Raw genomic sequence first — 17,721 nt, 5'->3', positions numbered from 1 at the left:
ATCAGTCGGAGCGGAGCGCTTCGGTGGGCGACACCTTGGCTGCCCGGATTGCCGGATACAAGCCGGCGATTGCTCCGATCAGCACGGCAGCAGCGATCCCGCCGATCGGCGCAATGGGCGGAATGATCACGCGCCAGCCCTGCGCTGTCGCGTAGACGTATGTCACGGCCACGCCCAGCAGGACGCCGACGGTGCCACCCAGCGAAGCGAGCGTCAGGGCCTCGATGAGGAACTGTCGACGGATGTGTGCCCGGGTCGCTCCGATCGCCCGGCGCAGTCCGATTTCGCTGCGCCGTTCGATGACTCCGATCACCATGACGTTCGCGACGCCGATCGCACCGACGAGCAGAGCCACCGCTCCCAAGCCCAAGAACAGACCGGTGAAGGAACTCTCGGCAGCCGATTGTGCCTCGAGCAGGTCTGACGGACGGCTGATTTCCACTTCCTCGGGGTTCTCGGGATCGATGGTCCCAGCGAGCACATCACGGGTGGCGTCGATGTGAGCTTGGTCGACGCGGACGTACACGACCGTCGGGGCCCCCTCGGTGTCGAAGTAGTCCTCCGCCGCCTGATCCCCGATCAACACGGCGCGGTCCAGATCTGCTGCGAGCGCGAATGGCTCCAGCACGCCCACGACCTCGACCCAGTGCTCGCCGATGTACAGCTCGACGGGAACGTCAAGGTTGCGAATGCCGAGACGCTCAGCTGCTACCGAGCCGACGACGGCGACCGGATGCGACCTGGTCCCCTCGGTGAGGAACGAGCCGTCCTTGACCGTGCCGTGCAAGGTCTCCAACAGACCCGGATCGGTTGCGAACACCCTGATGCCCCCGGTTTGGTCCGCAGGCACAAAGTCATTTCGGTAGACGCCGACATCGACGCTGTACACCGCTGCAGTTGCCTCGACGGTGGCGACACGCCCGACGGTCGCAACTGCGGTCTGCGGGAGCGCCGAATCGCCCGCTCCGAACCCTGACCCGGCTTCGACGGTCAGCAAATTCGTGCCGAGCGCGCCGATCTGGTCAAGCAGAGCCGATTTCGAGGAATCCGACAGGCCGAGAACGCTCACCAGCGATGCGATCCCGATGGCTATGCCGAGTGCCGACAAGACCGAACGGAGCTTGCGGGCCGCCAAGGAACCGAGACCGACCCGAATGACCTCGGACAACCGCAGCCGGCTGGGTGCGAGCGGCGCGGTCACTGCGGCCCGATCACCGGGAATTGGGCCGGACGTCACGTTCGAGCCGTCCATCGAGGATCTGCAGCTGACGAGGCAGCGCGGCTGCGATCTCTTCGTTATGGGTGACGACGACGATCGTGCGGCCTTCGGAGTGGAGCGACTTGAAGAGTTCCATGATCGACGCCGACGTCGCGGAGTCGAGGTTGCCGGTGGGTTCGTCGGCCAGGACGAATGCTGGCTCGTGCACCAGTGCCCGTGCGACGGCAACCCGCTGCGTCTCGCCGCCGGACAGTTCATTGGGGCGGTGCCACATGCGATCCCCGAGGCCGACGCGTTCCAAGACCAACTCCGCTGCCGCGCGCCGCTGCGGGCGAGCAGCGCCGTGGTACAGCAGGCCGTTCGCGACGTTGTCGATGATGGGAATCCCAGCGAGCAGAAAGAAGCGCTGGAACACGAAACCGACGCGCCGTCCCCGGACTGCGGCGAGATGATCATCGCTGAGCACCGAGCTGTCGATTCCTTCGATCAGCACGCTGCCGCTCGTGGGCTGGTCGAGCGTGCCCATCACGTGGAGCATGGTGGACTTGCCGCTGCCGGACTGACCGACGACGGCGACCATCTCGCCTCGATCGATTCGCACCGAGACCCCATCGAGGGCAACGACAGGCGGCGATCCCGGATAGCTCTTGGTGACGTCACGCAGTTCGATCGCAGGCGCCGATGGATCGGGTGCGGCCAACATGTGCTGGCTGGCGCGGACGCGGCGCGATCGTCCCGGCGTCGACGATCGTTCCAGGGCATTGGCGTCGAAGTCGTGTGACGCGGGGCTACTCACCGGGGAACCACGACGTGCATTCCGGCTGCCAGCTCCCCGCTGGCGACTTCGACATCACCGTCGACGAACAGTCCGGTCTCGATGCCGACGAGACGCGTGGTTCCGTCCTCGTCCAGCACCTCGACGGCGTAGCCGCCCTCGACGAGGGCCAGCAGGGCGGTGGCGGGTACCACCAATGCGTCCCGAATCAGCGTCTCGGTGACCTCCACCGTCACCGTCGCGCCGATCCACACCGGCGACGCAGGTTCGGTGAGCAGGATCGTGACCTCGACGGTGTTCTCGCCGGACTGAGCGTCGAGTGCAGGCGTCGGGTTGATGGCGGTGACCGAACCCGCCACGTCGGTGTCGTCCGGCAGTTCGACGTTGACGGCGATTCCCACTGAGATCAGGTCGCGATCGCTGAGCGGCAAGCTGGCGATGACCCGCTGCGTGGTCGCCATACCGCCACCTCCAGGCGTCTCGATCACGGTGAGCGGCGCGAGTGTCGCGCCGACCTCGCTGTCTTGGCCCACTTCGACGCCCTGGCCCCACGAGCCGATCTGCACGGGCCCAGCGGTGAACAGCACATCTGCGGTGCTCACTGTGCCGTCGACGTGCTGGTCGGTGTGCTCTTGCCAGCTGCGCACCGCCGCAGCAGTGTGCAGGTCGAAGATTCCGTCGACCTCGAACGCTTCGTCGTCGCCGAATCCCAGTTCGGCAAGGTTTGCTTCGAGTTGGGCAACGTCGGCGCCTTCGAGGCCAACAGTCATGTTTCGATAGGCCGGAATCCCGCCGTACATGACGAACAGCGGGCGGTAGGTCTCGGCGTAAGCGGCCGCGTCGGCTTGAGCGCTGCGAAGAGCTGCTTCAGCGCTTGCCAACGAAGACTCGAGAGCGGAGAGTTCTTCCGCAGACGGTTCGGCGAGAAGATCAGCAAGGGCCTGCTCGGCGGCCAGGACTGCGGCGTCCGCTGACTCGAGTTCCGCCGCCGACGCACCGTCGACCAGATCAGCGAGAGATTCTCTGGCCGTCGCGAGATCGGCACGAGCCTGCTCGAATCGGACATCGGTCGGATTCTCGAGAAGTTCCAGGCGCTCTTGGGCGGTGAGCACTTTGGACTCGGCGTCGTCGATCTCGGCTTGGGTCGGGCCTGCCAGGAGTTCGGCGAGTGCCTCTTGGGCGGTGAGCACTGTGGACTCGGCGTCGTCGATCTCGGCTTGGGTCGGGCCCGCCAGCAGATCGGCGAGGTGTTCTTCGGCAGTCAGCAGTTCCGCACGCGCCAAGTCGATCTCGACCTCATTGTCCGAATATTGAAGTTCGTCGCGGAGCCGTTCCCGGGCCGCGCGCCGTGCCGCTGTGGCCGTATCGATTTCTGCTTGGGACGCCCCAGCGTTCAGGGTGGCGAGAGCTTCTGAGGCGGTCTGCACGGCGGCTCGTGCGGAGTCGATCTCGGCTTGCGATGCACCCGTCTTCAGCGTGGTCAGTGCCGCTTCGGCGTTGGCGACCTCGACACGGGCCGCCGCGAGGTCGGCGGCGGTGGGATTGCCGAGCGCCTCAAGTGCCTCCGATGCGGCCGCGACCGCTGCTTGTGCGCTGTTGAGGTCCGCAGTGCTCGGCGGTTCGAGCAGGTGGTCGCGCTCCTCGATGGCCTCGGTGACCGCAGCTCGTGCCGTAGCAGCCTCAGCATCGCTCGGCCCCGACATGGCTTCGCTCAAGTTGTCCGATGCCGTCGAGAGCCCATCTTGGGCCGATGCCACCTCGGCGAGCACGCGAGCTGTGTCTTCATCGGTGGGCTCGTAGACGACGAGATAGAGCTGCTCGCCCTGCCGTACAACGGTCCCCTCGCCGGCGAGATGCATGAGTACGCCGTTGCTGCGGGCTGTGAGCGTGACCGTTCCCTCATAGTCCAGCGTTCCGCTGATCTCGGTGTACTCGGTCAGGTCGCGCTGGCTGATGAGCGTTGTGCTGAGGCTTGACTCTCCTTGGGAGTCCGCATCGTCGTCGGCGCCGTTCCCGATCGCGACCAGTGCGGCTGCGCCGACGGCAACGATGAGAATTGCCGCTGCCGTTGCTCGCAGCGCCCGGCGCTTGGACCGCACGGTCATTGCCGGCCGCCGAAGCGCCCTGCAGTGGGCAAGTGCTCGCTGCAGAGCTCGAACGCAGCGCTGTCGTCGCCGTCGTCGAGGTCAATCCCGCCAAATGGCCCCCCAGACCCTGGGCCGCTGCCTCCTCGCCCGAAGGCGTTCGGATCCGGGTCGGCGATGTCGATGCCGTTGTCGCGCATGCACTGAGCAAACTCGAGCAGGCGGTCGAAGAGCTCAATCTGCAGCTCGTCGAAATTCTGCCCGCCTGGGCCCAAGGCGAGGCCCTCGATGAGTCCGTCGCATGCGGCTCGCGCTGCGGGCAGGTCCGGATCCCGCCCGATTTGGCTGCGATTCTCGTCATCTTGATCGGCGCCCCCTGGGCCGAATCGACGGCCGAACGCGATCGTGCCGTCGGCTTCCACGACCGGATCGGGGAAGTCCACGCCGTTGTCGCGCATGCACTGGGCGAAGTCGAGCAGGCGTTCCTCGTCGGTGATTTCGGCGGGTGTGCCTGGGTCTGAATCTGAGGTTGAGTCTGCCTCGGCACTTGCGTCCGCGGCGGCGACAGTCGTCTCGCTGGCGTCGGCTGCCCCTGATGCCCCGTCCACGCCGGCGGCGGTCAGGGAGTTGTCTGGGGTTGTGGTCGTCACCGATTCGAGCGTGGCGAGACCGCTGGAATCACTGCTGCCGCAGGAAGCTGCGGCCAGCGCGGTGATCGCCACGACTGCCATCGGCACGGTCCAAGAAAGCTTGCGCATGCGAAAGATCCTCCACGTCGGGCGAATTGCAACGTAGGGACTCCAAGTGAGAGACGGCTAAGAACGGTCCGGATCGGCACCGTTGCGGATGTAGACGCACACGCCGCAATTGCGCCTAGGGTGCGCGGCCATGGCGTTGGGGTTGCCGTCGGTGCTGGTGGGTTCGTGGACCGATGACGACGCCGAGACCGGTGTGACCGTCGTGCTCCCGCCCCCAGGCACCCTGGGCGCCATCGCGGTGCGGGGCGGGGCGCCCGGCACTCGGGAGGCCGCTGCGCTCAGCTCGACTGGCGCCGGCGTCGAATGTCACGGCGTGGTGTTGTGCGGCAACAGCGTGTTCGGCCTCGCAGCGGCCGACGGTGTCGTTCGCTGGTGTGCCGAGCAGGGCCGCGGTCTCAACATCCGCGACAGCATCGTGCCCGTCGTCGGCGGAGCGGTCGTGTACGACATCCAGTCGCCGGACAGCGAACGTCCGACTGCGGCGGCCGGTTGGGCCGCCTGTGAAGCCGCCAGTGCCGCCGAGCCCGAAACCGGTCGGGTCGGCGTCGGGCGTGGCTGCACGATCGGCAAGGTCGCCGGCCGAGATTTCTCGGTGCCCGGCGGGTTGGGCGCTGCGGTGGAGCGTTCGGGCGAGGTCGTCGTTGGCGCTGTGGTGGCAGTGAATGCCCTGGGCGATGTCATCGACACTGATGGCACCGTGCTGGCCGGGTGTACGGCGCCTCCTGGTTCTGAGCGGTACCCCTATGCAGCGATCGACGCGATACCCGGATTCACCGGGCGCGGCACCGAAGAGCCCGAGTCACCCGAGCGCGGCAATACCACCATCGGCTGCGTGGTCACCAATGCTCGTCTGACCAAGCCGGAGGCTTGCCGGGCAGCCGACCTTGCGCACACGGGCATCGCCCGGGCAATAGAGCCGCCGCACACGAATTTTGACGGCGACGCCTTGTTCCTGCTCGCCACAGGCGAAGTCGACACCCAAGCTGATCTCGTCGCGATGCTCGCAGCGGCGGCGGTCGCACGGGCGATCCGTTCAGAATTCGTCACCTGAGGCTGAGCCGATCGGCGAAGCCGTGGCCCGAGCGGCCCGTGAGCCCAATCGCATGAGAATGGGGAACAAGGGCTGAACGCAGCAGGCGGCACGATGCGGAGGCTGGATTCCGCGCGTCTTCCAAGCTGGCCGCGACTGTGGCAATCTGGTCGCACCAGAGAAAGGGGGTGGTCCACACAATGCCGAAACGTAAGAGGACTCTGGAGGTGGCCGGGCGCTGAGGCGACCCGCTTCCGAGAAGGGGACGTCTCCATCAGGTGGCGACTCCAACCCGGACCACCGAACCCCACAAGATCCGCGTGCTGGTCCTCATGCGGCCGCAGCTCCGCCCCAAGGCGGTGGTGCGAACATGATCTTCGGGTAAGCGCAGGCCCCGGCCAACGGGCCGGGGCCTGTTCGCGTCTGCGGAGTGCTTTCGACGGGGCATGTTCGGCCTTGCCCAGCGTCTTGCCCGGACCCGGTCACGTCGAGCGAGGCACCGCTATGGTCGGCCCATGGATTTCGACTGGCCCGACGATGACGATCCTCGCCGCGTCGCGGTGCGTGACTGGCTCGACGACCACGACGGCGATCCGAGCCAGGAAGCGCTCGCGCACGCAGGATACGTGGCACCTCATTGGCCGAAGCCCTACGGCCTCGACGCTGACCCCATCACCCAGCTGCTGATCGACGAGGAGCTTGCCAAAGCCGATGTGAAGCGGCTGGCAGGCGGCATCGGGCTCGGCTGGGCCGGTCCGACAATCCTCTACGGCGGCACAGACGCGCAACAGGACCGCTACCTGTGGCCGATCCTTACCGGCGAGGAAGTGTGGTGCCAGCTGTTCTCTGAGCCTGACAGCGGCTCCGACTTGGCCAACTTGGCGACCCGGGCCGTGCGCGACGGCGATCGGTACATCGTCAACGGTTCGAAGATCTGGTCCTCTGGGGCGCATCGCAGCAAATTCGGCATCCTCATCGCCCGCACAGACCCCGATGTGTCCAAGCACCGCGGCGTGTCCTACTTCATCTGCCCGATGGACGCGCCCGGCCTCGAGCTCCAGCCGATCGTCGACATGACCACGGCTCACTCGTTCAACCAGACGTTCTTCACCGATATGGAATTGCCCGTCGAGAACCGGATCGGGGACGAGAACGACGGTTGGCGGCTGGCAAAGATCACGCTCGGCAACGAGCGGGTATCGCTGTCAGGCGAAGGGGCGCTGTGGGGCAGCGGCCCCAGTGCTGCCGATCTGCTCGACGTTGTGCGATCGGCTGGCGGCTTGGCCGACCCGGTGATGCGCGACCGGGCGGCGCGCCTGCACATCGAGGGAGAGGTGCTGCGTCTCATCCGTCTGCGGACGCTGAGTGCGCGTCTGGCAGGCCGCCAGCCGGGACCCGAAGCCAGCGTGCGCAAAGCGCTTGCTGACGATCACGGCCAGCATGTGATGACGCTGGCAAAGGATCTCTCAAGTGCCCACGGGCTGCTCACAAACACCGGCCCGCTCGGCACATCGCCCGATTTCCCGAAGACTCAGGCGGTCGTTGAAGGATGGAACGGCTGGCACGGCGGCTACCTGTTCAGCCCTGCGCTCACGATCGGCGGCGGCACCTCGGAGGTGCAGCGCAACATCATCGCCGAGCGGGTGCTGGGCCTGCCCCACGACGTCGACGTGGATTCCGGCAAGACCTGGGCCGAGTCCCGATCCTCGCTCGCCTGATCCGCCGCCCCGATCGGGCTGCGGCTAGCGGCCGGTGAATGTGGGAGGGCGCTTCTCCAGGAACGCCTTGACGGCTTCCTTGGTGTCCTCGGTGGTGAAGTTGAGCGACTGAGCCATGCCCTCGCCCTCGAGTGCGGTGTTGAAGTCGGCCGAGGCGTTGAGCGTCAGCAGGCGCTTCGTCATTGCGACAGCAATTGGCGGCCCGGCGGCGAGGCGATCGGCCCAGTCATCGACGAAGGCGTCGAGGTCGCCGTGGGGCACCACCTTGTTGACGATTCCGAAATCCTCGGCTTGTTTGGCATCGGTCACGTCTGCGAAGAAGGCCAACTCCTTCGCACGGTGCAGGCCGATGAGCCGCGGCAGTATCCACGTACCGCCGAAGTCGACACTGAGTCCGCGGCGAGCGAAGATCTCGCTGAAGCGAGCCTGATCGGAGGCCACGATCAGGTCGCAGGCGAGGGCCAGATTCATGCCGGCGCCCGCAGCGACGCCGTTCACCTTGGCGATGACCGGCACCATGATCGAGTAGAGCGCCGAAACCGTCTGGTGAATCACATTCAGGTCTTGCAGCGCGTGTCGCTTCGGCCCGTCGTCGTCACCGCCGGCGAGATCGGCGCCGCTGCAGAACGCATCGCCTGCGCCGGTCATCACGACGCAGCGCACCGTGGGGTCGCCGCCGATCTGGTTCCACGTGTCGCGCAGCTCGGTGAACATCTGGGTGCTCGCCGCATTGAGGTGGTGGGGCCTGTTCATGGTGATGGTGACAACGCCGTTGTCTGCCGCGTCGATGATCAGAGTCTCGAGTTCTGCCGATTCCATGAGCAGCGACGCTAGTGGTGGGGGGCGCGCTGCGCCCGTTGGCTCAACGACGCTGATCGGACCAACCAGCTAGGCGTTCGACCGTCTGATTCATGTCGTCGTTGCTGCCGGCGAACGAGAAACGGATGTAACGGTGCCCCTCGGCAGGGTCGAAGTCGATGCCGGGTGTGGTGGCGATGCCGAGTTCCGCAAGCCACTTGGCTGCGAGCTCGGCGCTGTCGTCGGTGAGATGGTCGACATTGGCGTAGATGTAGAAGGCTCCGTCGGGCGGGGCGATGCGATCAATGCCCGCCGAGGGCAAGCCGTCGAGCAGGATTCGGCGGTTGGCGGTGTAGCGCGCCACGTTCGCCTCGAGCTCGCCGATGCTGTCGAAGGCGCCCACGGCGGCGTACTGAGAGACCGTGGCCGCGGCGATGGTGGCGTTCTGGGCGAGGCGCTCGACTGGCGAAACGAGGTCGGGTGGAAGCAGCAGCCATCCCAGCCGCCAACCGGTCATCGAGAAGTACTTGGAGAAGCTGTTCACGACGACGGCACTCGGGCTGTGAGCCGCCGCCGTGGCCGCCTGCGTTCCATAGGTGATGCCATGGTAGATCTCGTCGGACACGAGCCGCACGCCGGAGTCGTGGCACCAGCGAGCAAGTCGGCCCAGCTCGTCGGCCATGAGCATGGTGCCGGTGGGGTTTGCGGGACTGGCGACGACCAGCCCGTCGAGTGAGCCGGCGCACTCAACCCCCTCGGCGGTCAGCCGGAACCCGGTCTCGGGTGTGACCGCAATCTCGATGACCTCGATGTCCAGCGCTTCGAGAGTGTTGCGATAGCAGGGATAGCCCGGTGACGTCACCGCCACCCGGTCGCCTGCCTCGAAACACGCCAGGAAAGCGAGCGTGAACGCCCCGCTGGCACCTTGGGTGACCACGATGCGATCTGCATCTGTGTCGTGCCCATACCAGTCGGCGTAGTGCTGAGCGAGGCGCTGCCGCAGTGGTTCGATGCCCACGGCCGACGTGTAGCCCAGCACGTCACCGTCGATGGCAGCCTTTGCAGCGGCACGCGCTCCCGCGGGGGCGGGCGTGGATGGCTGGCCGACCTCCATGTGCACGACTTCGCCGCCAGCGGACTCCCGCTGCGCAGCAGCTCGCATCATCTCCATCACGAAGAACGGCGCGATGTCCGCCCGCTCCGAGATCTTGAGGCCGCTCACGCCCGGGCCCATTCGCGCATGGCCTCAGAGGTTAAGCAGCTGCGCGGATAGGCGCGCCTGCTCATCTCTGGCATCTGTGCCTACTGGCTCGAGTCCTCAGAGCCCGTCTCGGGCGACGGGGCAATCTGGGGTGTTTGTACGCTGCCGCGGTGCCCGGCCACGCCACAGATGTACTGGCGCCTGGCCTGATGGTGTGCGGGACCGCATCCAACGCCGGCAAGAGCACGCTCGTGGCAGGTCTGTGCCGCTTGCTGGCACGGCGTGGCGTGCGAGCGGCTCCGTTCAAGGCCCAGAACATGGCGTTGAACTCCGCGGTTACTGCCTCGGGTCACGAGATTGGCAGGGCCCAGTTCGCACAGGCGCAGGCTGCGGGCGTCGAAGCGACAGTCGCCATGAACCCGGTGCTGCTCAAGCCCACCGGTGACGTCGACGCACAGGTGATTGTGGAGGGCCGCCCACTGGGTTCGATGAGTGCGGCGCAGTATCACCGCTACAAGCCGGAACTGTTCGAGCTTGTCCTGAAGTCACTGCTCCAACTGCGCTGCGAATTCGACGCTGTCGTGCTGGAAGGAGCGGGAAGCCCCGCAGAGATCAACCTTGCCGACAGCGACATCGTCAATCTGCGCGTCGCCGAGCGGGCGGGCGTGCCAGCGATCGTCGTCGGTGACATCGACATGGGCGGGGTCTTCGCCTCACTCGCGGGCACTGTCGCGCTGCTCCCTGCCGCACAGCGGGACCTTGTGCGTGGCTTCGTGATCAACAAGTTCCGCGGCGACCCGAGCCTGCTCGGCGACGGCCTCGTCGATCTCGAGCGACATAGCGGGGTGCCCACGCTCGGCGTGATACCGATGCTCGACGAGCTGCACATCGACGCCGAAGACTCCGTCGCGTTGGCACAGATGCCGCCGCCACGGGCCGATGCTCATCTCGACGTGGCCGTGATCGCACTTCCGTACCTGTCGAACTTCACCGACCTCGATCCTCTCTTGGGGGAATCCGATGTCGCCGTGCGTCTCGTTCGCTCGGCGCGCGAGCTGGGTCGTCCTGACCTGATCGTGCTGGGAGGATCCAAGGCCACGGTGAAGGACTTGGCATGGATGCGCTCACGGGGCATCGCCGATGCTCTGCGCGAAGCCGTCAATGAACACGGCGCAGTCGTGCTCGGACTTTGCGGCGGCTACCAGATGCTCGGCGCGAGCATCCATGACGACATCGAGTCGCGACAAGGGAAGGTGCAGGGTCTGGGCTTGCTCAGCGTCGAGACCATGTTCGAGGCGGACAAGGTGCTCGCCCAGCGCCGAGGTAAATCCTGCGGAGCTGACGTATGGGGCTACCAGATCCATCACGGCCGGGTCCAGCCCACCTCCGGCAGCGGTGAGGAGCCCTGGTTGTGGCTCGGCGGCGAGCTTGAGGGCTGGCGCAGCGGTCGGGTGATGGGCACGTCGCTTCACGGCGTCTTCGAAAGCGACGAGTTCCGGCACGCGTTCTTGGCCCGGGTGGCTGCCGACCGCGGCTGCCCCTACACGCCGGAACCCTGCTCGTTCGCCGAACGCCGCGAGGCGCAGTTCGACGGGGTCGCCGACGCCATCGAGGAGCATGCCGACGTGAGGGCGCTCCTCGAGATCATGGGCGTCGAAGCGTGACCGAGACTTAGCCGCAGCCGTCGCCGGTCGCGGAGAGCCTCAGTAATCGATGCCCTTCTTGGCGCGGATGCCTGCGTCGTAGGCGTGCTTGGTCTTCGTCATCTCTGTCACGGTGTCGGCAAGCTCGATCATCCATTCCGGGGCGTCGCGGCCGGTCAGCACCAGCGACACCCGCTCTGGTCGGTCACGGAAGGTGGCCTCCACTTCGGTTGCATCGATCCAGCCCCAATTGAGGGGATAGGTGATCTCGTCAAAGATGACGAGACGGTGATTGCCCGATTCCACCAGCGCCTTGCCATGCCGCCAAGCCTCGCGGGCCTCGGCCTCGTCCCGGGTGAGGTCTTCGCTGTCCCAAGTGAAGCCTTCGCCCAGCGACCAGAAATCGATGCCGAGCGGCTCGGCCATCATCTGCTCGCCGGTCACCCAGTTGCCCGATTTGAGGAACTGCACCACCGCGACAGGCCAGTCGCGCGCACGGGCCCGCATCGCAGTGCCGAACGCCGCTGACGACTTCCCCTTGCCGTTGCCGGTGTTGACCACGATGAGGCTGCGCGCCACGCGCAGGCCGTCGGGGCGAGGGTCGTCGGTGGGCGGCGCGTCGGTGGGTGTCGAGCCGTCTGGTTGTGATGCATTCATGAGTGGTCTCCATTCTGTGCGGTGCCGCGCCCTGCGTGCACCGCGTTGGTCGTGTGTGCTGTTGTCGTTGCTGTGGGGACGATGACGGGGCCGTCGCAGTCGCGCAGCACCCTGACGTGTGCTCCGAAATGGCGAGCGATGCTTTCTACGGTGAGTACGCCCTCGGGACGCCCGCACGCCGCCACGCGCCCCTCAGACAGAATGGCGACCCGGTCGCCATAGCGGGCTGCGAGAGTCAGGTCATGCAGGGTGGCAATGACCGTCAGGTTCCGCTCGCGACGCAGCCCATCGACGAGATCGAGCACATCTTGCTGATGGCCCAGATCGAGTGCGGTCGTCGGCTCGTCGAGCACCAAGATCGGTGACTGCTGCGCGAGCGCCCGAGCCAGTACGGTTCGCTGCCGCTCGCCACCGGAAAGTGATTGGACAGCCCGGTCCTCGAAGCCGCCGAGATCAAGCCGTTCGAGCACTTCAGCGGCGATTCGACAGTCTGTGGCTGTCTCGGCAGCGAAGATGCCCCGGTGCGGTGTGCGGCCCAGCAGCACGTAGTCGCCTACGAGCATTCCCTGAGGGATGACGGGCGACTGGGGTACGTAGGCGAGGTACTGGGCCCGCACGGAGCGCCGCTGGCTCGACAGGCCGTCAATGCGAACCTTGCCGTCAAAGGCGACGAGCCCGAGAAGGGCCCGCAACAGGGTCGTCTTGCCGGCGCCGTTGGGGCCCACGACGTTCACCCATTCGCCCGCCGAGACGCTGAGGTCGACTCCCTGCAGGATCGGCGTTCGGTCGAGGCTGACCTCAAGCGCCTCCACTTCGACGGTGGCGCTCACCAGATCTCCCGCCGGCTCGTCCGCAGTACGAACACAAAGAAGGGCGCTCCCAAGAACGCCGTGACCACGCCGATCGGCAGCTCAGCCGGGGAGAGCACCGTGCGTGCGGTCAGATCGGCAAGCACCAGGAACGCCGCGCCGAACAGCACGGAGAGCGGCAGCAGGACGCGGTTGCTGGTGCCGAAGATCAGCCGGATTGCGTGGGGCACGATGATGCCGACGAAGCTGATCAGCCCGCTCACCGACACTGCGGCGGCCGCGCCGAGCGATGCCGCAAGCAGGACTATCAGCCGGATCCGGCGGGGTTCGAGGCCGAGCGCCGCAGCTTCTTCGTCCCCGACCGCAAGCACGTCCAGCGCCCGCCGGTAGCGCAGCATGATGGCGGTCGTCACCAAGAAATACGGCAGCAGCAGTGCCGGCTCGGCCCAGCCCGATGTGGCGATCCGACCGAGGAGCCAGGCGAGGATCCTGCGGAACGCGTCGGCGTTGGCTTGCAGCAGATACGTCTGGCAGGCAGCGAGAAAGCTCGCCACTGCGATTCCCGCGAGAATCAGCGATGCAGTCGAACGGCCGCCGATGTGTCCGGCGAGGTATGCCACGGTCACCGCGCCGAGCGCCCCGCCGAACGCCGCGATCGGAACGAGGTCGAACACGCCGGCGCCGTCACCGATGTCGTTGACGATGGCGATGGTCGCGCCTAGCCCGGCGCCGGCGGCAATGCCGAGCAGGTAGGGGTCGGCGAGGGGGTTACGAAAGGCCGCCTGATAGGTGGCTCCGCTCGTGGCGAGCGTTGCGCCCACCAGCAGCCCGAGTACAACGCGGGGCAGCCGGATGTCGGTGACGATTGCTTTGTGCGCGTCATTGAGGCCCGACTCGACCGCAATGCCAGGCAGCAGATCGGCCAGCTCCATCAGCACCCGGTGCGTTGAGATGCCGACCGGGCCAATAGTCAGCCCGGCGCCGACAGCGATGACGACGGCAACGATGCCGGCAACAAGCGCTCGGGCTTGCAGTCGCGATGCCTGAAGTTGGACATCGTCGGCACTGGTGGCGCCAGATGCGCCGATAGCGCGCATCACGACCTCACCCTCCAGTCACCAGCGCCGCACACGACGCCGCGACGCAGCGCTGCGGGTACCGGTCAGCTCGCTGCCCCGATCGAGATGACGGCGTCGGAGATTGCCGCGATGAACTCCACGAGGCGGGGCCCCCAGCGCGAGACGATGTCGTCATTGAGCTCGACGACCCGGCCGTGCCCGACGGCACTCAGGGTGTCCCAGCCTGTGCGGGCAGCAACCGTCTCGGCATTCTGGTCGCAGCACAGCGTGTCCGCCAGGAAGATCAAGTCGGGATCGGCGTCGACGATGTACTCGTTGCTGAGCTGCGGATAGCCGTACGAGCTTCCGTCGGAATCGGCGGGATCGGCAATGTTGTCAAGCCCGAAGAGCGAATACACCTGTCCGATGAAGGTGCTGCTTGTCACCGAGTACAGGCCGTCGGTGAGCTCGTGGTAGTAGGTGAGCCCCGAAGCGTCGGGTGCAGCGGCGATGAGAGCGTCAATCTCGCTGCGCATCTCCGAGATCAAAGCGGCCGCTTCGTCGATCTGCCCGGTGGTCTCGCCGAATTGTGCGATCTGCACATACACCTCGTCGAAGGTGGCGGGTGCGTCGATGCCGAGCACCGCAATCCCCAGCGACTCGAGGTTGGCCTCGATGTCGCCGTCGCTGCCCATGACGACGAGATCGGGGTCGTATGACGCGATGGCCTCGACGTTCGGCTGCCAGCCGCTCAAGTCGGTGACGGGTGCCTCGGGCGGGTAGTAGGAGTAGTCATCGACGGCGACCACCCGGTCCCCGGCACCGATCGCGAACAAGAACTCGGTGCCGGTGGGGGAGATGGAGACGATTCGCTGATAGCGGTGCTCCGGTTCGTCGGGCGCCGGTTCGGTGTCTTCAGTCGCTTCGGCCGACTCTGCCGTTTCGCCGGTCTCCTCCGCCGTCTCGGAGGCGGCTTCGGCCGTCGTCGTCGGCGCCTGTGTTGCGGCCGGTGCCTCGGCGCCGTCAGCAGCCTCGGTGGCCGCCGCGGGCGTCGGAGAGCTGTCGGTGTTGTCCCCGGTACAGGCTGACGCCCCCAAGAGCACGACTGCCAGTGCCCACAGCAGCCGCGTCAGCGGCATTGCCCGATTGGTCGTAGGACGGTTCATGGTGTTCTCCCTTGCGCTCGAGTTCAGGGCCGAGCAGCGGGAGCACCCACCGCACGAGCCGCTCCTTACCTCGAGGAATCGGTTCGTGGATGGCAGACGGGAGGCGACCGGACTCGTCCCCCGAAGGGGCATCACCGTTGCGGGACAGTGCCGGGATCTCACCGGCTTCGCTCACGACAACCGGGTGCGAGTGTAGAGGCTGAGCTGCATGGCGAAGCCGTGGCCCGAGCGGCCCGTGAGCGCAGCGAACAACATCTGGATACGACGAGAGACGCGCCGTGCCGGCTGCGCCCTAGGGCGAGACCGTCGTCGAGCGGCCCTTGCGCATGCGCCAGTAGCTCGCCGTGATCGGCACCGTCAGCGTGACGAGGATCACGAGGTTGACTCTGCCATTTATGCCCGGCGGATACACCGGTTCGACGAGGTAGTGCGAGACAAAGCCGGTCTCATACGGTTCCTGCCCGCCGCGGCGAAGCAACCACGTCTCCCACACGGTCAGCGGGCAGTCCGAACCGGTGAGGTTGACCACGCCGGCGGCACCAATCGCCCCCAGGTGCCACTTCATCAGCCTCGGCCAGCGCCTCGCCATGAACCCGCCCACCAGCAGGAACACGATGTAGCTCAGGTGCGATGCCGCCACAAGCCGCGCCAGCCCGACAGCAACCATCGCTTCGCTCCTGTGTCAAGCCGCTGCTGCGACGCTATCGAGCGCTTACGCCGCGTGCGGCGCCAAATTCGTGGGCGTGACCATTGTCGCGGCGGCCGGTTGATTCGACCGCAGGTCGGTCCAGCGGGCAGACTCTTGACATGGGCTCAGCGATGTTGACCGATCTGTATGAGCTGACCATGCTCGATGCGGCCCTGCAGTCGGGGGTCGCGTCCCGGCGCTCGTGCTTTGAGGTGTTCGCCCGGCGGCTGCCGCCTGGCCGTGGCTACGGCGTGGTGGCTGGCCCGGGGCGCCTGGCCAAGCTGCTGGCCGATTATCGCTTCGAGAGCGATGATCTCGAGTATCTCGCCAGCTTGGGCCGCTTCAGCGACGCGCTGCTGGAGCATCTCGCCACGTTCCGGTTCGACGGCGATGCCTGGAGCTACCGAGAGGGCGATATCTACGTGCCGGGCAGCCCGGTGCTGCGGGTGGACGCCTCGTTCGGTGCGGCGTTGCTGGTGGAGACGCTCGTGCTGTCGGTGCTCAATCACGACTGCGCGGTCGCCTCAGCAGCGGCACGGATGCACGACGCCGCGGTCGGACGCCATCTCATCGAGATGGGCGGTCGCCGCACCCACGAGCTCGCCGCCGTGGCCGCAGCGCGAGCGGCCTGGCTGGTCGGCTTCGATGCCACCTCCAATCTGGCTGCCGGCACGCGGTTCGACATTCCGACGGCAGGTACCGCGGCGCACGCCTTCACGCTGGCCCATCACGACGAGGAAGCAGCGTTCGAGGCGCAGATGCGCGCGCACGGCCTCGAGACCACGCTGCTCATCGACACCTATGATCTGCGCACCGGGCTCGAGCGCGGGCTGGCTGCCGCGAAGCGGCTCGGCGGCGTTCCCGGCGCTGTGCGCATCGACTCGGGCGATCTGACCGTCGAGGTGCCGCGGGTGCGTGGATGGCTCGACAATGCCGGCGCCGAGTCGACTCGCATCGTGGTGTCGGGCGACCTCGACGAGTACCGCATCGCCGACCTGGCAGACCTGCCGGTCGACGGCTACGGCGTGGGCACCCAGCTCGTGGTGGGCTCGGGTCACGCCACCGCCGGCATGGTGTACAAGGCAGTGGCCATTGCCCGATACTCCGGCACGTTTGAGCCGGTCATCCCGGTGCAAAAGACATCGGAGGGCAAGGCCACGCGTGGCGGCGTGGTGCGGCCGTACCGGGTGGTGCGCGACGGCGAAGCCGTGTCTGAGACGCTGGTGGAGCAGGACCGCCCAGGCCCAACCAACAGCCGGCCGCTGCACGTGCCGCTACTGCGATCTGGTCAGGCCGCGTACCCCTACGCCCTCGCGCAGGATCGCGTCTTCCATCAGCGAGTTCGCAGCGAAATGCCCGCCACGATGCGCAGACTCGACGGCGCTCCGGCGTTCGAAGCCGAAATCGCCGCCGAATCCCGCTTGAACTAGCTGCCCGGCTGCGGCACCAGGCGCAGGTACGGCAGCGGCGATTCCCAGCCGTCGGGGTACTTCTGGGCCGCCGCTTCGTTGGAGACCGCGGGCACGATGATGACGTTCTCGCCCTGTTGCCAGTTGGCCGGCGTGGCGACCTGCTCAGCAGCGGTGAGCTGGCACGAGTCGAGCAGGCGCAAGATCTCCGCGAAGTTGCGGCCGGTCGTCATCGGGTAGGTGAGCGACGCCTTGATCTTCTTGTCAGGGCCGATGATGAACACCGTGCGAGCCGTGGCATTGTCGGCCGCCGTGCGGCCTTCGGAAGTGTCGCCGGTGTCTGCGGGAAGCATGTCGTAGAGCTTGACGACGTTCAGTTCAGGATCGCCGATGAGTGGGTAGTTGACTTCGTGGCCGGTCGCGGAGGCGATGTCGGCTTTCCAGTTCGTGTGGTCGCTCACCCCGTCGACGCTGATACCGATGATTTTGCAATCGCGGGCGGCAAAGTCGTCCTTCAGCCCGGCGACTGCTCCGAGCTCGGTGGTGCACACCGGGGTGAAGTCTTTCGGATGAGAAAAGAGCAGTGCCCAGCCGTCGCCGATCCAGTCGTGGAAGTTGATCTCGCCTTCGGTGGTGTTGGCGGTGAAGTCGGGAGCGGTGTCGTTGAGGCGCAGTGCCATGTTCGTCCTCCATCGTGGGCAGTGCCGG

General features: G+C 66.6%; 16 protein-coding genes and 1 riboswitch. Of the genes, 4 read left to right on the top strand and 12 right to left on the bottom strand.

What is annotated here, in order from left to right; translation table 11 throughout:
• Position 1 precedes the first annotated feature (1 nt).
• From ACOOF5_RS03075 to ACOOF5_RS03060, 4 genes are all read right to left on the bottom strand, one after another.
• Complete coding sequence (locus ACOOF5_RS03075) at positions 2-1,252, bottom strand: ABC transporter permease (protein ID WP_420436511.1); 1,251 nt, start codon at positions 1,250-1,252, stop codon at positions 2-4.
• Positions 1,212-1,922, bottom strand: a complete 711-nt coding sequence (locus ACOOF5_RS03070; RefSeq protein WP_420440863.1) for an ABC transporter ATP-binding protein — start codon at positions 1,920-1,922, stop codon at positions 1,212-1,214. The genes ACOOF5_RS03075 and ACOOF5_RS03070 overlap by 41 nt, the downstream gene beginning before the upstream one ends.
• Positions 1,923-2,011: 89 nt before the next feature.
• Positions 2,012-4,099, bottom strand: a complete 2,088-nt coding sequence (locus tag ACOOF5_RS03065) for a peptidoglycan-binding protein (protein ID WP_420436509.1) — start codon at positions 4,097-4,099, stop codon at positions 2,012-2,014.
• Complete coding sequence (locus ACOOF5_RS03060; RefSeq protein WP_420436507.1) at positions 4,096-4,836, bottom strand: hypothetical protein; 741 nt, start codon at positions 4,834-4,836, stop codon at positions 4,096-4,098. The genes ACOOF5_RS03065 and ACOOF5_RS03060 overlap by 4 nt, the downstream gene beginning before the upstream one ends.
• Positions 4,837-4,966: 130 nt before the next feature.
• Between ACOOF5_RS03060 and ACOOF5_RS03055 the strand changes: the two genes are divergently transcribed.
• The gene (locus ACOOF5_RS03055; protein WP_420436505.1) at positions 4,967-5,887 is read left to right on the top strand and encodes a P1 family peptidase; all 921 of its coding nucleotides are present in this window, start codon (positions 4,967-4,969) and stop codon (positions 5,885-5,887) included.
• Positions 5,888-6,381: 494 nt separating this feature from the next.
• Positions 6,382-7,584 carry an acyl-CoA dehydrogenase family protein gene (locus ACOOF5_RS03050; RefSeq protein WP_420436503.1) on the top strand — a complete coding sequence of 401 codons (1,203 nt, stop codon included), beginning with the start codon at positions 6,382-6,384 and terminating at the stop codon, positions 7,582-7,584.
• 24 nt (positions 7,585-7,608) lie between these two features.
• Here ACOOF5_RS03050 and ACOOF5_RS03045 read toward each other — a convergent pair whose 3' ends face one another.
• Complete coding sequence (locus ACOOF5_RS03045; RefSeq protein WP_420436501.1) at positions 7,609-8,403, bottom strand: enoyl-CoA hydratase/isomerase family protein; 795 nt, start codon at positions 8,401-8,403, stop codon at positions 7,609-7,611.
• Between the two features lie 43 nt (positions 8,404-8,446).
• Positions 8,447-9,604: a pyridoxal phosphate-dependent aminotransferase gene (locus tag ACOOF5_RS03040; RefSeq protein ID WP_420436499.1), complete on the bottom strand. Its 1,158-nt coding sequence runs from the start codon at positions 9,602-9,604 to the stop codon at positions 8,447-8,449.
• Between the two features lie 149 nt (positions 9,605-9,753).
• Between ACOOF5_RS03040 and ACOOF5_RS03035 the strand changes: the two genes are divergently transcribed.
• Positions 9,754-11,247 (top strand): cobyric acid synthase, encoded by a 1,494-nt coding sequence (locus ACOOF5_RS03035; RefSeq protein WP_420436497.1) that lies wholly within the window; start codon positions 9,754-9,756, stop codon positions 11,245-11,247.
• 39 nt (positions 11,248-11,286) lie between these two features.
• Here ACOOF5_RS03035 and cobO read toward each other — a convergent pair whose 3' ends face one another.
• From cobO to ACOOF5_RS03010, 5 genes are all read right to left on the bottom strand, one after another.
• A complete protein-coding gene (gene cobO / locus ACOOF5_RS03030; protein ID WP_420436495.1) occupies positions 11,287-11,883 on the bottom strand; it encodes a cob(I)yrinic acid a,c-diamide adenosyltransferase in 597 nt (198 codons plus the stop codon).
• Positions 11,880-12,716 (bottom strand): ABC transporter ATP-binding protein, encoded by an 837-nt coding sequence (locus ACOOF5_RS03025; RefSeq protein WP_420440861.1) that lies wholly within the window; start codon positions 12,714-12,716, stop codon positions 11,880-11,882. Before ACOOF5_RS03025 ends, cobO begins: the two co-directional genes overlap by 4 nt.
• Positions 12,710-13,789 (bottom strand): FecCD family ABC transporter permease, encoded by a 1,080-nt coding sequence (locus ACOOF5_RS03020; protein WP_420436493.1) that lies wholly within the window; start codon positions 13,787-13,789, stop codon positions 12,710-12,712. The genes ACOOF5_RS03025 and ACOOF5_RS03020 overlap by 7 nt, the downstream gene beginning before the upstream one ends.
• Before the next feature lie 65 nt (positions 13,790-13,854).
• Positions 13,855-14,916, bottom strand: coding sequence for an ABC transporter substrate-binding protein (locus tag ACOOF5_RS03015; protein ID WP_420436491.1), 1,062 nt, complete (start codon positions 14,914-14,916; stop codon positions 13,855-13,857).
• A 52-nt stretch (positions 14,917-14,968) separates the two neighbouring features.
• Positions 14,969-15,112, bottom strand: a riboswitch (adenosylcobalamin (AdoCbl) riboswitch).
• A 96-nt stretch (positions 15,113-15,208) separates the two neighbouring features.
• Positions 15,209-15,583 (bottom strand): DUF2784 domain-containing protein, encoded by a 375-nt coding sequence (locus tag ACOOF5_RS03010; RefSeq protein ID WP_420436489.1) that lies wholly within the window; start codon positions 15,581-15,583, stop codon positions 15,209-15,211.
• Positions 15,584-15,723: 140 nt separating this feature from the next.
• Between ACOOF5_RS03010 and pncB the strand changes: the two genes are divergently transcribed.
• On the top strand, positions 15,724-17,034 hold the full coding sequence (pncB, locus tag ACOOF5_RS03005) for a nicotinate phosphoribosyltransferase (protein ID WP_420436487.1): 1,311 nt from the start codon (positions 15,724-15,726) through the stop codon (positions 17,032-17,034).
• On the opposite strand, the gene ACOOF5_RS03000 is transcribed toward pncB, so the two are convergent.
• Positions 17,031-17,693 (bottom strand): peroxiredoxin, encoded by a 663-nt coding sequence (locus tag ACOOF5_RS03000; RefSeq protein ID WP_420436485.1) that lies wholly within the window; start codon positions 17,691-17,693, stop codon positions 17,031-17,033. The genes pncB and ACOOF5_RS03000 overlap by 4 nt on opposite strands.
• Positions 17,694-17,721 lie beyond the last annotated feature (28 nt).

The sequence above is a fragment of the Candidatus Poriferisodalis sp. genome, assembly GCF_965214215.1.
Lineage (GTDB): Bacteria > Actinomycetota > Acidimicrobiia > Acidimicrobiales > Poriferisodalaceae > Poriferisodalis.
Note: the sequence above shows the minus strand (reverse complement) of the source record. Positions and strands in the feature narration are given on the sequence as shown.